The following is a 14,770-nucleotide window of genomic DNA, read 5'->3' as shown; positions in this document are numbered from 1 at the left end:
CGCTCACAGCAATCCGAGCACCTGGCCGGCCGCCTCGACCGGGTGCCCGGCCTCGATCGGATGGCCCAGCGCCGACACCTTCCAGATGCCGTCCTCACGATGCACCTTGGCCACCACCATGCCGGTGTGCGCGCCGCCGGAGCTCAGGTTGGAGCGGGTGAGCTCGGTGCTGGTGGTGCCGTCGATCAAGCGCCAGAACGCGTTCCGGACCCGTTCGAAGGTGTGGCCGGCGTAGGAGGTGATCACGAAGACGATGGTGGTGACCTGCGGGCCGATCCGGGTCAGGTCGACGGTGATGGTCTCGTCGTCGCCCTTGCCCTCACCGGTCAGGTTGTCGCCGGAGTGCCGGATGGCCCCGTCCTTGGTGACCAGCTGGCCGTAGTACGCGGCGTCGATCAGATCGTGCCCGGCGTAGACCAGGGCGGAGGCGTCCAGGTCGATCTCGACCGGCCGCGAACCCCATTTGTGCTGGACGTGCACCGGATCCCAGCCCAGGCCCATCTTGACGAAGCTGAGGTCCTGCCCCTGCCGGCGCAGGGCCACGGTGTCGCCGGACTTCATGACCGGCGCGATCACCGGGGTGACGGGGCGCGCCGTGTGCGGCGAATTGCTGATGGAGACACCGTGATCCGCGACCAGCGCCGCGAAGCCGCGGGGGTGGCCGAAGCCGACCGCGCGGGCGTACCAGCCGTCCTCGCCGCGGTCGAGGTCCACCGCGGCCACCGTGGTCTCGTTGCCGAGGCCGTCGATCACGTACTCGTACAACGGGTTTCCGCGATCGTCGGCGATGCCGATGTGCGGGGCGGGATGGTCGCCGAAGCGGCTGTCGCGATCGTCGAGGCTGACCACGATGCGAATATGGGCCACCCCGGGCGGCACCGCGCTCAGGTTCACGGCGACGGCGTGCTGCCCGGGCACCAGCTGGATGCCGGGGCCGGTGGGCTGGTTGTAGAAGATCAGATCGGTATCGTCACGTACCGCACCGCGATCGGTCAGGAGCAGCGCGGCGAGATCGACTCCCGCGCTGAAGTGCACCGTCACGATGATGTCCGAGACGCCCAGTTCACCGGTCTGCCCTTGGGTGAGAAGTGCGGCCACGTTCTCCACTCTATGGGTTCGGCCCGACACCCGGATGAAACGAACCCATATCTGTTTCGTGCGTGGCACCGTGTCCCGGCGAATCGTTTTATGCCACAGAGTGAATCGGACGCACGTTCAGTTGCTGCGGACGGCCGACCTGAGTGCGAACACCGCCCACAGCACCAGGCCCGCCACCGTGGCGACCACCCCGATCTCGCACACCCGCGCCCAGCCGCCCGCCTCGAACGCGGCCCCGGCCGTTACCGATCCGGTCACGCCGCCGAGGAAGTAGGTGACCATGTAGGCCGTGGTCAGGCGGCTGCGCGCGGCCGGGTCCAGGGTGTAGATGGCCGACTGATTGGTCAGATGCGCGCCCTGGATACCGAAGTCGAAGACCACCAGCGCGGCGATCAACGCCACCACGTTGTGCCCACCCCACACCACCAGCGCCCAGCTGGCCAGCAGTACGAGCCAGGTCAGCGTGGTGACGCGGCGCAGGTGCCCGCGGTCGGCCAGCCGGCCCACCACCGGCGCGCCCAGCGCCCCGACCACACCCGCCAGGCCGAACAGGCCGATCACGAATTCGCCGTAGTGGTAGGAACTTCCGCCCGAGCCGGACAGCTGGAACGCCAGCGCGGTCCACACCAGCGAGAAGGACCCCATCAGGATGAACCCCAGCAGCATGCGCTGCCGCAACACCGCGTGGCGGCGGATCAGACCCAGGATCGACACCAGCACCCGCGGATAGCTCTCGCCGGTCGCCGCGCGCGGGGTGGCGGGCGCGAGCAGGTACACGCTGATCGCCATCACCACCTGCAGTCCGGCCGCCACCAGCAGCACCGCGCGCCAGCCGCCCAGCTGCGCCACCGCCCCGGACAGCACCCGGGACAACAGGATTCCCAGCAGCAGACCGCTCATCACGGTGCCGACCACCTGCCCGCGCCGCGCCGGATCGGCCAGCGCCGAGGCCCACGGCACCACCACCTGCGCCGCCGAGGCCGCCACGCCGGTGGCCACCACCCCGGCGACGAGCACCGCGTAGTTCGGCGCGAACGCCGACACCAGCAGGGCCGCGACCGAGGCCAGCAGCAGCACCGGCACCATGCGGTGGCGGCGCAGGAAATCGCCCAGCGGGACCAGGAACGCCAGGCCGCACAGGTACCCGATCTGGGCCGCGCTCACCAGCAGGGCCGCGCTCGCGGTGGACACCCGCAGGTCGCCGGCGACCTGGTGCAGCAGGGGTTGCAGGTAGTAGTTGCCCGCGGCGGAGGAGCCCGCGGTCACCGCGAATACCAGCACCGTCGTCCGGGTCAGCGTCGGGGACGCCTCGGCAGGGATCGGGGCGGGCGCCTGGGCGCGGAGCGTGGAAACCGTCACCGATCCATCGTGGGCGGAGATTCGAATCTACAAAAGCGATGGTTTTTGATACTGCCATCTATCGAATAGATGGACACGTCTAGGCTGGGCCCATGGAGCTGCGTCAGATCGAGTGCTTCCTGGCCTGCTGCGACCACCGGTCCTTCACCGCCGCGGCCCGTAATCTCAATCTGGTGCAGTCGGCGGTCTCCACCAGCGTCGCCAAACTCGAGCACGAACTCGGGGTGCGCCTGTTCGACCGCACGCCGCGCACCCTCGAGCTGACCGTCGCGGGCCGGGCCATGGTCGCGCCCGCCCGCACCCTGCTGCGCGCCCGCGGCGACATCGTGGACGCCATCGACGCCGCGCGTGGGGAGATCCGCGGGGAGGTGGTCGTCGGCAATCTGATGAACATCCACAATATCGACCTGGCGGGCATCATCGCCGAACTGCACCGGCGGTATCCCGAGGTGACCCTGCGGATGCGCCAGAGCATCTCCGGGATGGCCGGCAATGTGGCCGGGCTGCTGGACAATTCGCTCGAGCTGGCGCTCCTCGCGGGGATCACCGACGAATTCCCCGGCCTCACCACGCATCTCATCGCCGAGGAGACCCTGGTGCTGTGCACCGCGCCCGAACATCCGCTGGCGGGCCGCCCCTTCCACGCCGCCGATCTGCACGGGGTGCGCTTCATCGACTTCCCGCCGGGCTGGGGCATCCGCACCATCGCCGACGAGCTGTTCCCGGGCCGCTACCCGGTCATCGAGGTGGCCGATCAGGCGTTCGCACTGGAGTTGGCGGCCAAGGATTTCGGGGTCGCGCTCATCCCGCAGTCGGTCGCGCGGCTCACCCCCGACGTCCCGTACGCCGACTACCGGCCGTATCCGCTGCCGTGGCGATTGTGCGTCGGCCACGCGGCCGCCCGCACGCCGTCCAACGCCGCGCGCACCGTCATCGAAGCGCTCGTCGCGCAGGGCGCCGCGCGCAGTGGTGGGCGCCGACCCGGCGCGAACCGGTAGACCGAACGCGAGGGTCGGTCCCGCACGCGGGGCGATGGCAGGCGGGCTCGGCGGCTTCAGGGGTTGGCGATGGCGGGCGGGCCGGTGACGGTCAGGGGCGGGAGTGGGTCGCCAAAGCGCTCGATCTCCACCAGGGAGAGCTGGCCGGTGCACCCCTGGCTCAAGCGGGAGGTGCCGCGATCCCGGGTGACCGCGTTGGGGTTTCCGTGGCGGCAGAATGTCGCGTCGGCCGGGTCGGGGTCGTACCAGGCGCCAGTGGACAGCTGTGCCACACCGGGCCGCACCGAATCGCTGATCTCCAGCCCGGCCAGGCAGCTGCCGCGATCGTTGAAGATCCGGACGATGTCGCCCGCGGCGAGACCGCGCGTGGCCGCGTCGTCCGGGTGCAGCCGGACCGGCTCGCGGCCCTGGATCTTCGAGGACTGGCTGTGCGCGCCGATATCGAGCTGACTGTGCAGTTTGGTCCGAGGCTGGTTGGCCACCAACTGAATCGGGAATCGGGCCGCCAGTGGGCCGCCCAGCCACTCGTCGGGTTCGAGCCACACCGGGTGGCCGGGGCAGTCGTCGTAGCCGAACCCCGCGATGGTCTCGGAGAAGATCTCGATCCGGCCGCTCGGGGTGTGCAGCGGGTGCGCGTCCGGGTCGGTGCGGAAGTCGGCGAAGGCGATGTGCTCCTCGGCTTCGACGGGCAGGTCCAGGGATTCCCCGGCCCAGAACGTGTCGTAGTCGGGCACCTGGTAGCCGCGGGCGCGCAACCGCTCGCGCCACTCGTCGTAGAGGTGGCGCAGCCATTCGCCGGCGGTGCGGCCCTCGGTGAATTCCTTACCGACGCCGAGCCTTTCGGCTAGTTCGCCGAACATCCAGTAGTCGTCGCGGGCCTGCGCGTGCGGCCGGGTCAGGGCGGGCATCGGGAACAGGTGGCGGTCACCCTCGCCCGAGCCGTAGTCGTCACGCTCGATGGTCATGGTCGAGGGCAGCACGATGTCGGCGTGCCGGGCCGTGGCCGACCAGAACGGATCGTGCACCACCACGGTGTCGGGCCGGCCGAAGGCGGTGCGCAGCCGGGCCAGGTCCTGGTGGTGATGGAAGGGATTGCCACCGGCCCAATAGACCAGGCGGATATCGGGATACGTGCGATGCTCGCCGTTGTATTCGTACGGCGCGCCCGGGTGCAGCAGCATGTCCGCGATCCGCGCGACGGGGATGAAGTCGTGGACGGCGTTGCGCCCCTGCGGCAGTTTCGGCGGGGACGTGACCCGCACGGCCAGCCCGACATTCCCGGCGGAACCGTAGCCGTGGCCGAATCCGCCTCCGGGCAGACCGATCTGGCCGAGCATGGCGGCCAGCACCACGCCCAGCCACAGCGGCTGCTCCCCGTAGCGGGCCCGCTGCAGCGACCAGCTCACCGTGACCAGGGTGCGGGTGGCCGCCATCTCGCGGGCCAGGGTGCGGATCCGATCAGCGGGCACACCGGTGATGGGCTCGGCCCACTCGGGGTCCTTGACGATGCCGTCCGCCACGCCGCGCACATAGTCTCGGAAGCGGTCGTAGCCGACGGTGTAGCGGTCCAGGAAAGCGTTGTCCGCCAGCCCTTCCGCGTCCAGCACCTGGGCCAGGGCCAGCATCAGCGCGGCATCACTGCCGGGCCTCGACGCGATCCATTCGGCCTCGGCCTCGGCCGGGCTGTCATCGCGCAGCGGTCCGATGGTGACGAACCGGCAGCCGTTGGCGTGCGCGGTCCGGATCCAGCCGCGGCCGTTGTGCTTGGAGACTCCGCCGGGCGAGACCACCACGTTCTTCGGGGACAGGCCGCCGAAGGAGATGATCAGCTTCGAGTGCTCGGCCAGCACCGACTTGGTGGTGGCCCGCGACATGATGGTGCCCATGTCGGCGAGGATGTGTGGCAGCAACACCGTCGACGCGCCCAGGCTGTAGCTGTTGCGGTGCGAAACGTAGCCGCCGAGGCAGTTGAGGAATCGGTGAATCTGGCTCTGCGCGTGATGGAATCGGCCCGCGCTGGCCCAGCCGTAGGAACCGCCGTAGACCGCGCCCGCGCCGAATTCCCGGTACACCCTGGACAATTCACCGGCCAGCAGATCCAGCGCCGTCTCCCACGGGACCGGCACGAACTCCTCCGCGCCGCGCGGCCCGGGCCCGGGACCGTGCTCCAGCCAGCCGCGCCGCACATAGGGCTGATCGATGCGCGCCGGATGATGCTGGGCCGAGGCGACATTCTCGATCAGCGGAGTGGGTTCGGGATCCGCGCGCCACGGGCGGACCGCGGTCAGCCGTTCGCCGTCACTGTCCGCTTCGAGAACGCCCCAGTGGGTCAGGTGCGTGGCCATGCCCTCAACATACGCCCGGCCGGTCGGGGCGGGGTTGCGGATTCGGTAGCTAGGAGTACGCTCATTTCTGAGTCCACTCAGTTACGAAGGCAGGGTTGGAGGTGTCCGATGGCCACAATGGCAACGTCGGCGCACGTCGGACGACGGCAACGCAAGATGCACGACAAGCAGTCCAGGATCTTCGAGGCGGCCGCCACCCTGTTTGCCGAGCAGGGCTTCGATCGGGTCACCACCCAGCAGATCTCCGATCGCGCCGATATCGCGGCGGGCACGCTGTTCCGCTACGCGGCCACCAAAGGCGAACTGTTGCTGATGGTTTACAACGAGGAGCTGCGCACCGCACTGGAGCAGGGCGCGGATCAGGCTCGCGCGCAGTCCGACACCGTCGCCGCGGTGTGCGCGATGCTGGGCCCGCTGCTGCGGACCGCCGCGCAGCGACCCGAGAACACCATCGTCTATCAGCGTGAACTGCTGTTCGGCTCACCCACCGACAAGTACCGCTCCGAGGGCCTGGCCCTGGTGGCCCGGCTGGAATCCATGATCGCCGATCGGCTCGTCGCCGATTCCGGCGCGACCGGCGCACAACAGGTCGAGGAGCAGGCGCGCGTGGCCGGACGCAGCATCTTCGCGGTGCTGCATCTGGCCCTGGCCCGGCCGTCCACCGGCGCGCACCCCGGCCATGACGCCATGGCGGATCTGCGGGCGCAGATCGCACAGATAATCGCCGGATTCTTCACATCCACAGGGAGGCAATGACAATGGGCATCGAGATCCGCAAGGTCACCGTGCTCGGCACCGGAGTGCTGGGTTCGCAGATCGCGTTCCAGACCGCGTTCCGCGGCTTCGACGTCACCGGATACGACATCGACGACGCGGCACTGACCGCGGCGCGCGGGCGCTTCGACAAACTGGCCGCCACCTACCGCGAGCAGGTGCCCGGCGCGGGCGACGGCAAGGCCGAGGCGACCGCCGCGGGCATCGCGCTCAATTCCGATCTGGGCGCGGCGGTTTCGGAGGCCGACCTGGTGATCGAGGCGGTGCCGGAGGTGCTCTCGCTCAAGCAGGAGATCTACGAGAAGCTGGGCCGCCTCGCCCCCGAGCGCACCATCTTCGCCACCAACTCCTCCACCCTGCTGCCCAGCGCCATCAAGGATTTCACCGGCCGGCCCGACCGGTTCCTGGCGCTGCACTTCGCGAATCAGGTGTGGCACTTCAACACCGCCGAGATCATGGGCACCGATGACACCGATCCGGCCGTCTATCAGGCGGTCGTGGACTTCGCGACCGCCATCGGCATGGTGCCCATCGAACTGCACAAGGAGAAGGCGGGTTACGTCCTCAACTCGCTGCTGGTGCCGCTGCTCAACGCGGCCATGAACCTCGCCGAGGGCGGCTACGCCGATCCCGAGGCGGTGGACAAGACCTGGCGCATCGGCACCGGCGCTCCGGCCGGGCCGTTCCAGATCCTCGACATCATCGGGCTCACCACGCCCTACAACATCATGGCGCACGGTGACGCCGCCGCGCAGCGCATCGCGCAGTGGCTCAAGGACAACTACATCGACCAGGGCAAGCTCGGCATCGCCACCGGAGAGGGGTTCTACAAGTACACGGCCTAGGCGCACACCGTTTTTCCAGACCGATCCCCCACGGACAGGAGTTCTGATGGAGTACACCAGCGGCAACTACGAAGCCTTCGCGCGGCCCCGCAAGCCGGCGCGCGTGGACGGCAAGACGGCCTGGTTCGTCGGGTCGGGTCTCGCCTCGCTGTCGGGCGCGGCCTTTCTGATCCGCGACGGCCGGATGCCCGGTAGCAAGATCACCATCCTGGAAGAGCTGAAGATCCCCGGCGGCGCACTCGACGGCATCAAGGAACCCAAGAAGGGCTTCGTCATTCGCGGCGGCCGCGAGATGGAGAACCACTTCGAATGCCTGTGGGACCTGTTCCGGTCCATCCCGTCCATCGAGGTCGAGGACGCCAGCGTGCTCGACGAGTTCTACTGGCTCAACAAGGACGACCCGAACTTCTCGCTGGAGCGCGCCACCGTCAATCGCGGGCAGAGCGCGCAGACCAAGAACCTCTTCACGCTGAACGACAAGGCGCAGAAGGACGTCACCAAGATCTTCCTCGCCACCCGCGAGGAGATGGAGGGCAAGCGCATCAACGAGGTGTTCTCGAAGGACTTCTTCGAGAGCAACTTCTGGATGTACTGGCGCACCATGTTCGCCTTCGAGGACTGGCACAGCGCGCTGGAGATGAAGCTGTACCTGCACCGGTTCGTGCACCACATCGGCGGGCTGCCGGACTTCTCGGCGCTGAAGTTCACCAAGTACAACCAGTACGAGTCGCTGGTGCTGCCGCTGTACCGGTGGCTGCTGGACCAGGGTGTGACGTTCAAGTTCGACACCACCGTGACCGACGTCGACTTCGACATCAGCGGGGATCGCAAGCAGGCCACCAGGATTCACTGGACCTCGGAGGGCGTCGAGGGCGGGGTGGATCTGGGTCCGGACGACCTGCTGCTGATGACCATCGGATCGCTCACCGAGAACTCCGACGAGGGCGACCAGCACACGCCCGCCAAGCTCAACGAGGGCCCGGCCCCGGCCTGGGATCTGTGGCGGCGCATCGCGGCCAAGGACGAGGCTTTCGGGCGGCCGGACGTGTTCGGCTCGCACATTCCCGAGACCAAGTGGGAGTCGGCCACCGTCACCACGCTGGATCAGCGCATCCCCGAATACACTCAGAAGATCTGCAAGCGGGATCCCTTCAGCGGCAAGGTCGTCACCGGCGGCATCGTCACCGTGAAGGACTCCAGCTGGCTGCTGAGCTGGACGGTGAACCGGCAGCCGCATTTCAAGCAGCAGCCCAAGGATCAGATCGTGGTCTGGGTGTACGCGTTGTTCGCCGACAAGCCCGGCGACTACGTGAAGAAGACCATGCAGGAGTGCACCGGCGAGGAGATCACCCAGGAATGGCTGTACCACCTGGGTGTGCCCGAGTCCGACATTCCCGAGCTGGCGGCCGAGGCGGCACGCTGCGTGCCGGTCATGATGCCGTACGTGACCGCGTTCTTCATGCCGCGCAAGGCCGGTGACCGGCCCGACGTGGTGCCCGCCGGTGCGGTGAACTTCGCGTTCATCGGCCAGTTCGCGGAGACCAGCCGGGACTGCATCTTCACCACCGAGTACTCGGTGCGTACCGGCATGGAGGCGGCGTATCAGCTGCTCGATATCGAGCGGGGTGTGCCGGAGGTGTTCAACTCCACCTATGACATCCGCACGCTGCTGACGGCCATGACCCGGCTGCGCGACGGTGATCCGATCGACCTGCCCGGGCCGGAGCTGCTGTGGCGCGGGGTGGCGAAGCGGCTCGGCAACAACGAGATCGGCGAGCTGCTGACCCAGTACGGCGTCATCGGCAAGTAAGCGTCCGACCCGACGGCCCGGTTCCCGCAGGGGACCGGGCCGTTGTCGTCTCCACACCCAAACCGGTCGCTATAGTGAATTAATTGTCTATACGAACCCTGGACATCTCATGAGGATTCGCGCTACCGTTCGAATCAATAGACAATGATTTGACTACCTGGATGTGAGGGATCATGCACAAGCACGGGGAGGCGGAGCGTTTCCGTCAGGCCGTCGAGGCTCGCGACGCCGCGGCCATCGAGGCGCTGCTCGCCGACAATGTGGTGTTCACCAGTCCGGTCGCGTTCAAGCCCTACCCCGGTAAGGCCATCACCGCGGCCATCCTGCGCGGCGTCCTGCGGGTATTCGAGGACTTCCGGTACGTGAAGGAGATCGGCGGGCCCGACGCCGCCGATCACGCGCTGGTCTTCGAGACCACCGTGGCGGGCAAGCGCATCACCGGCTGCGACTTCCTGCACTTCGACGCCGACGGCAGGATCGACGAGTTCACCGTGATGGTCCGCCCGCTCTCGGGCGCGCAGGCGCTGGCCGAGGCGATGGCCGCCCAGTTCCCGCGGATCCAGGCCGAGGCCGTCGCGCAAATCGAACGGGAGGCAGCGGCGGCCGAACACCAGGCGGCGGGTGCGTGAACGTGTTCGCGGCGGCCGCCGGAGCCGCCGATTTCCTGGGATGATCCACGAACAGTCACCGAAAGGCCGATCCGCCATGACCGATGGCACCTACACCCGTTACGTCGCGCTCGGCGACAGCCAGACCGAGGGCGTCGGAGACGGCGACGACCGGACCGGCCTGCGGGGCTGGGCGGACCGGCTGGCCGAGCGGCTGGCCGCCACCAATCCCGGCCTGTCGTACGCCAATCTGGCGGTGCGCGGGAAGCTCGCCGGGCAGATCCGGGCCGACCAGCTGGACCCGGCGCTGTCGCTGCGACCCGATCTGGCGACCGTGCTCGCGGGCATGAACGACCTGCTGCGCCCCAACTTCGATCCCGACGGCATCGTCGCGGACGTGGAGGCGATGTTCGCCGCGCTCACCGCCACCGGCGCGGTCGTGGCCACCCTGACCTTTCCCGATGTCGCCGAGACGATTCCACTGGCCCGGCCCCTGCGCGGGCGGGTCGCGATCCTCAACGACCGGTTGCGCGCGGCGGCGCGACGGCACGGGGTGCTGGTCGCCGAGACCGGGCATCACGCCGTCGTCACCGATCCGCGGCTGTGGAGTCCCGACCGGCTGCACGCCAGTCCACTCGGGCATGAGCGCATCGCCGAGGCCATGGCCGAGGCGCTGCGGCTGCCCGGCTCGGACGACACCTGGACCCGTCCGATCATTCCGGCGCTGCCCGAGCAGGGGCTGCTGCGGTCGATGGCGGCCGAATTCCATTGGGCGGCAACCGCGCTGGGGCCGTGGGCCATGCGGCGGCTGCGCGGGATCTCCTCCGGTGATCAGCGGGTCGCCAAGCGGCCGCAGCCGCTGCCGGTGATCGGCGCGCCGATCGCGCACTGAGTTCGTCTCGCGCGCTGATTTCGTCTCGCGCACCGAACCCGCGGCGGGACCGAACCTGCGCCGATCCGGTCCACGGGGGGCCCGGCTGCCGGACAATCGATCCTGAGCCCAGTCGGGGGGCCCGGGAAGGTCGGCGCGGATCATGTTCATCGGCGACAACGTCTTGGCGGCGATCGGCAATACCCCGCTGGTGCGGCTGCACCGTGTGACGCCCGAGGGGTGCGCGGAGATCCTGGTGAAGCTCGAGGGCCAGAATCCGTCCGGCAGCATGAAGGATCGGGCCGCCCAGGCCATGATCGCGGTGGCCGAGCGGGACGGGCGGCTGCGCCCCGGGGACACGGTGGTCGAATACGCGCGTGGGAGTGGCGGTTCCGCGCTCGAGCTGGTGTGCGCGGCCAAGGGGTATCGGCTGCGGCTGGTCGATTCCGCCGCCGCGGCCGAGCGGGTGGGCCGGGAGTCCGGCGTCTTCTGGCCCGATCATCTGAACAACACCGACGCCATCACCGGCTATCACGGTCTGGGGCAGGAGATCTGGGCTCAGACCGAGTGCCGGGTGGACGCGTTCGTGCAGGCGGTCGGTAGTGCCGCGGCACTGCGCGGGAGCGCGGCGCTGCTCCGCTATCACAAGCAGCGGCGGATCCAGGTCGTGGCCGTGGAGCCCGCCGAGTCGCCGGTGCTCTCCGGCGGACCGCCCGGTCCGCACCGGATCGAGGGCATCGGCCTGGGTTATCCACCGCCCCTGTGGGATCCGACCCTGGTCGACGAGGTGGTGCCGGTGTCCAGTCCCGATGCCGAGGCCATGGCGCAGCGGCTGGCCCGCGAGGAGGGCCTGCGCGCCGGAAGCTCCTCCGGCGCGAACGTGGTCGCGGCCATCCGTATCGGGCTGCGGCTGGGTCCGCGCGCCCGCGTGGTCACGCTACTACCGGACTCCGGTCTGAAGCAGGGTCAGACGTTGACGCCGTAATCCCGTGCGATCCCGCCCAATCCGGACGCATACCCCTGCCCGATGGCCCGGAACTTCCATTCCGCGCCGTTCCGGTACAACTCGCCGAACACCATCGCCGTCTCGGTGGAGGCGTCCTCGGTCAAATCGAAGCGGGCCAATTCCGTGCCCGTGACCGCGTCCACCACCCTGATGTACGCGTTCCGGACCTGCCCGAACGCCTGCCGCCGAGCCTCCGCCTCGTAAATCGATACGGGGAAGAAGATATTCGTGATCGTCGGCGGCATGGCCGCCAAGTCCACATTGATCACCTCGTCGTCCCCCTCCCCCGCACCGGTCAGGTTGTCGCCCGTGTGCTCGATCGTGCCCTCGGGCGATCGCAGGTTGTTGTAGAACACGAAGTGCTTGTCCGACACCACCCGCTGGTTCGGCCCGCAGGCCATGGCGCTGGCGTCCAGGTCGAAATCGGCTCCGGTGGTGCTGCGCACATCCCACCCCAGGCCCACCGCGACCTTCGTCAGATTCGGCGCCTGCTTCGACAGCGAGACGTTCCCGCCTTTGGCCAGACTGACACTCATCGAACTGCCTTCCCTCCGAAGTCGATCCCATCCCCAATCGTCCTCGCGTCGCATCCGCAGAGCCACCGATTCGGCGTCCAATCGCTCGGCGATCACCGCCACCCGCCGCTGCAGGGCCAGCAACTCGATCAGATCCCGCGGCACCGCCGGCGCTCCCGGCTCCGCCGCGGCCACCGCGGCCATCGCCTCGGCGTGCGCCTCCCGGATCGCGGCCCGCAATCGCGCGCCCGCCAACGGCTCCCCCATACCGAGCGTCACCCCTCGAATGTACTCGCCCGGCAGTTCCTTCGAAACGCTCGCGAACAGCGACCCCACCGAATTGCAACCTGTTACAGTTCGAGCGCCGAAGGGGAGGTGGCCGATGTCGTCGAGCCGTAAATATCGTTACCGGACAACATTTTTCACGCGATTCGCGAGCGTGGCGATTCCGATCGCGGCGGTACTGGGCGGCACCAGCGTCGTGGCGGCGCCGGCAGCGGATCGCCGACGCCGCCGCCCTGGACGCCCTCACCTCAGGCATGCTCACCGGCCCCCTCCGCACCTTCCTCGGCTTCTGACACCCCGACGGCGGAGTCACGGTGACCCGCGCGGCAATGCGGCCGTAGAGCGGGCCGAGATGTGGGAGACGATTCGGACATCCGGGGGGCAGGTCAGTGGTGGATCACCTGGCCGAGGCGAGGTAGAAGGAGTCTTTTCCAGCTGCGTTCGACGGCGTTGCGGGCCATCCTCTGGCGACGGTCCTCGATGTCGAAACCCGTCTGCGTCAGCAGCAGTCGGGTGCCATGTCCCTGCGGGTGCAGGGACCAGTCGACAATCCACCGGGCGGGATAGTCGGCCCGCGGGTACGTCCAGGTATAGGACAGCTGCTCGTATGGACGGGCGGTCAGCACCTCGCAGAAAATCTCGTCTATCGACGAATCCGGAGCGGTGAATCGGAAGCGGGTTCCGACGGCGGGCGCGAGGCCGGTCGGCCTGAGCAGCCACTTTTCGAGTAGATCCGGCTCGGTCAAGAACCGCCATACGGCAGCCGGCGGCTGCCGGTAGAAGCTGCCGAGCTCGACGGCGGCGGGATTCAAACGCGTATCGGCAATCACCGTGTCGCTCAATTCGCCTGGTCTTCCTTGTATTTCGCCTCCAATTCCGCCGCAAGCTGCGGCTTCTCGGATTCCATCTTCTGGACGTACGCGACGGCGTCGCCGACGGTTTTCAGGCTCGCGAGGTCCTCGTCGGGGACCTTCACGTTGTACCTGTCCTCCAACTGGACGGCGATCTCCACTTGCGACAGCGAATCGATTTCCAGGTCTTCGACGAAGGACTTCTCGATCGTCACCTCGGACGCATCGATTCCCGTCACCTCTTCGACGATCTCCGCGATCCCGGTGACGATTTCTTCCTGGGTGCTGGCCACGAAACACTCTCCTCGGTGTGACGACATATACCTGAACGGCAGTGCCAGTACGCTAAAAGCTCCAGTGGGGTGGAGGTTCAATACGTTGTGACGGACGACACAAAGCCCGCCGCGCTCATGAGCATCGGGGAATTGGCGCGCGAGTCGGGGCTCTCGGTGCGCACCATCCGGTTCTACTGCGACGAAGGCATTCTCGAATCCCAGCGCAGCGGGGGTGGGCATCGGATGTTCGACGCCGACAGCGCGACCGAACGCCTGCTGCTGGTGCGGCGGTTACGGGCGCTCGGACTCGGGCTGGACTCGATCACCGGCGTGCTGCGCGGAGAGACGTCGATGGACGAGGCGATCGCCGCAGAAAGCGCCAAGCTCGATATCGAATTCCGGTCGCTGGCCTGGCGTCGCGCCTCCGTGCGGGCCATGGAAGCGACCGCCCCGGCACAGCGCGCCGAACGACTCGCATTACTGGCCGCCGCACAGGACGGTAATGCGTTGCACGAGAACCTCATCCGATTCTGGCACCGCATTCTCACACCGATTCCGCAATGCGACCGCGAGGGCTGGGTGTGCTGGAATGTCCCGGAACCACCCACCGAACCATCCGTCGACGAGGTCGTCGCCTACGCCGAACTGGCCGCCCTCACCGCCGACCCCGGCTTGAACAGCGCTGTCCGACAGCAATACTGGCGAAATCGCCCCGAGCTGATCCGCGACCCGCGAGCGCTGTACCACGACATGGGCGAGCTGATGATCGACGTAGTTCCCCTCGTGGCGGAAGGCGTTCACCCACACCCCGGCGACGAACTCGACCGATTCGTCACCGCCCACGCCACCGCACGCGGCGAACGCGACTCCCAGCGATTCCGTGAGCACCTACTGCTCGACGCAACCGATTCCGACCCTCGAATTCACCACTATTGGAACCTGACCGAACAGCTCCTCAACACCCGAGTCACCATCGGCCGCGCCCACGACTGGCTGTACCAGGCACTGGCCGACTCCACACGACCGAACCTCACGCGCCGCGACGGCGCGGAATACGAAGAATCAGTGACCGGGTAGCGGTTCGAAGGGTTCCCGGGAGCCAACGACAAGGCCTGCCTGCCAGAGATATT

General features: G+C 68.1%; 14 protein-coding genes. 8 read left to right on the top strand and 6 right to left on the bottom strand.

The features are described 5' to 3' along the window. Positions 1–3: 3 nt before the first annotated feature. Together ACWELJ_RS09880 and ACWELJ_RS09875 are read right to left on the bottom strand one after the other, a co-directional pair. On the bottom strand, positions 4–1,098 hold the full coding sequence (locus ACWELJ_RS09880) for a TerD family protein (RefSeq protein ID WP_452365786.1): 1,095 nt from the start codon (positions 1,096–1,098) through the stop codon (positions 4–6). Between the two features lie 117 nt (positions 1,099–1,215). Then, complete coding sequence (locus ACWELJ_RS09875) at positions 1,216–2,457, bottom strand: MFS transporter (protein ID WP_452365785.1); 1,242 nt, start codon at positions 2,455–2,457, stop codon at positions 1,216–1,218. 92 nt (positions 2,458–2,549) lie between these two features. Here ACWELJ_RS09875 and ACWELJ_RS09870 point away from each other — a divergent pair, with 92 nt between their 5' ends. Continuing rightward, positions 2,550–3,455, top strand: a complete 906-nt coding sequence (locus ACWELJ_RS09870) for a LysR family transcriptional regulator (RefSeq protein ID WP_452365784.1) — start codon at positions 2,550–2,552, stop codon at positions 3,453–3,455. 56 nt (positions 3,456–3,511) lie between these two features. Here the strand turns inward: ACWELJ_RS09870 and ACWELJ_RS09865 are convergent, their stop codons facing one another. Continuing rightward, positions 3,512–5,800: a molybdopterin guanine dinucleotide-containing S/N-oxide reductase gene (locus ACWELJ_RS09865; protein WP_452365783.1), complete on the bottom strand. Its 2,289-nt coding sequence runs from the start codon at positions 5,798–5,800 to the stop codon at positions 3,512–3,514. Between the two features lie 108 nt (positions 5,801–5,908). On the opposite strand from ACWELJ_RS09865, the gene ACWELJ_RS09860 reads away from it, so the two are divergent. From ACWELJ_RS09860 to ACWELJ_RS09835, 6 genes are all read left to right on the top strand, one after another. Next, on the top strand, positions 5,909–6,556 hold the full coding sequence (locus tag ACWELJ_RS09860; protein WP_452365782.1) for a TetR/AcrR family transcriptional regulator: 648 nt from the start codon (positions 5,909–5,911) through the stop codon (positions 6,554–6,556). Positions 6,557–6,558: 2 nt separating this feature from the next. Next, positions 6,559–7,419, top strand: coding sequence for a 3-hydroxyacyl-CoA dehydrogenase (locus ACWELJ_RS09855; protein WP_452365808.1), 861 nt, complete (start codon positions 6,559–6,561; stop codon positions 7,417–7,419). Between the two features lie 46 nt (positions 7,420–7,465). Then, the gene (locus tag ACWELJ_RS09850) at positions 7,466–9,229 is read left to right on the top strand and encodes an oleate hydratase (protein ID WP_452365781.1); all 1,764 of its coding nucleotides are present in this window, start codon (positions 7,466–7,468) and stop codon (positions 9,227–9,229) included. 173 nt (positions 9,230–9,402) lie between these two features. Beyond that, the gene (locus tag ACWELJ_RS09845) at positions 9,403–9,858 is read left to right on the top strand and encodes a nuclear transport factor 2 family protein (RefSeq protein WP_452365780.1); all 456 of its coding nucleotides are present in this window, start codon (positions 9,403–9,405) and stop codon (positions 9,856–9,858) included. 76 nt (positions 9,859–9,934) lie between these two features. Next, on the top strand, positions 9,935–10,729 hold the full coding sequence (locus tag ACWELJ_RS09840; RefSeq protein WP_452365779.1) for an SGNH/GDSL hydrolase family protein: 795 nt from the start codon (positions 9,935–9,937) through the stop codon (positions 10,727–10,729). A gap of 142 nt (positions 10,730–10,871) precedes the next feature. After that, positions 10,872–11,693, top strand: a complete 822-nt coding sequence (locus tag ACWELJ_RS09835) for a PLP-dependent cysteine synthase family protein (protein WP_452365778.1) — start codon at positions 10,872–10,874, stop codon at positions 11,691–11,693. Here the strand turns inward: ACWELJ_RS09835 and ACWELJ_RS09830 are convergent. The 3 genes from ACWELJ_RS09830 to acpM all read right to left on the bottom strand — a co-directional run bounded on the left by ACWELJ_RS09830 (position 11,675) and on the right by acpM (position 13,658). Next, positions 11,675–12,250 (bottom strand): TerD family protein, encoded by a 576-nt coding sequence (locus tag ACWELJ_RS09830; protein ID WP_452365807.1) that lies wholly within the window; start codon positions 12,248–12,250, stop codon positions 11,675–11,677. The genes ACWELJ_RS09835 and ACWELJ_RS09830 overlap by 19 nt on opposite strands. A gap of 650 nt (positions 12,251–12,900) precedes the next feature. Continuing rightward, positions 12,901–13,356, bottom strand: coding sequence for an SRPBCC family protein (locus ACWELJ_RS09825; RefSeq protein ID WP_452365777.1), 456 nt, complete (start codon positions 13,354–13,356; stop codon positions 12,901–12,903). Further along, on the bottom strand, positions 13,353–13,658 hold the full coding sequence (acpM, locus tag ACWELJ_RS09820; protein WP_452365776.1) for a meromycolate extension acyl carrier protein AcpM: 306 nt from the start codon (positions 13,656–13,658) through the stop codon (positions 13,353–13,355). Before acpM ends, ACWELJ_RS09825 begins: the two co-directional genes overlap by 4 nt. Before the next feature lie 87 nt (positions 13,659–13,745). Between acpM and ACWELJ_RS09815 the strand changes: the two genes are divergently transcribed. Further along, a complete protein-coding gene (locus ACWELJ_RS09815; protein ID WP_452365775.1) occupies positions 13,746–14,717 on the top strand; it encodes a MerR family transcriptional regulator in 972 nt (323 codons plus the stop codon). The last annotated feature ends 53 nt before the right edge of the window (positions 14,718–14,770 follow it).

The organism is Nocardia sp. NPDC004582 (assembly GCF_053602115.1).
The sequence above is the reverse complement of the archived record's forward strand: the minus strand, read 5'-3'. Positions and strand labels throughout refer to the sequence as shown.

Excerpts from the sequence above, each read along its gene's own strand:
- ACWELJ_RS09870 (WP_452365784.1), top strand. The coding sequence starts at position 2,550 with ATGGAGCTGCGTCAGATCGAGTGCTTCCTGGCCTGCTGCGACCACCGG.
- ACWELJ_RS09865 (WP_452365783.1), bottom strand. The coding sequence starts at position 5,800 with ATGGCCACGCACCTGACCCACTGGGGCGTTCTCGAAGCGGACAGTGAC.
- ACWELJ_RS09860 (WP_452365782.1), top strand. The coding sequence starts at position 5,909 with ATGGCCACAATGGCAACGTCGGCGCACGTCGGACGACGGCAACGCAAG.
- ACWELJ_RS09855 (WP_452365808.1), top strand. The coding sequence starts at position 6,559 with ATGGGCATCGAGATCCGCAAGGTCACCGTGCTCGGCACCGGAGTGCTG.
- ACWELJ_RS09850 (WP_452365781.1), top strand. The coding sequence starts at position 7,466 with ATGGAGTACACCAGCGGCAACTACGAAGCCTTCGCGCGGCCCCGCAAG.
- ACWELJ_RS09845 (WP_452365780.1), top strand. The coding sequence starts at position 9,403 with ATGCACAAGCACGGGGAGGCGGAGCGTTTCCGTCAGGCCGTCGAGGCT.
- ACWELJ_RS09840 (WP_452365779.1), top strand. The coding sequence starts at position 9,935 with ATGACCGATGGCACCTACACCCGTTACGTCGCGCTCGGCGACAGCCAG.
- ACWELJ_RS09835 (WP_452365778.1), top strand. The coding sequence starts at position 10,872 with ATGTTCATCGGCGACAACGTCTTGGCGGCGATCGGCAATACCCCGCTG.
- ACWELJ_RS09830 (WP_452365807.1), bottom strand. The coding sequence starts at position 12,250 with ATGAGTGTCAGTCTGGCCAAAGGCGGGAACGTCTCGCTGTCGAAGCAG.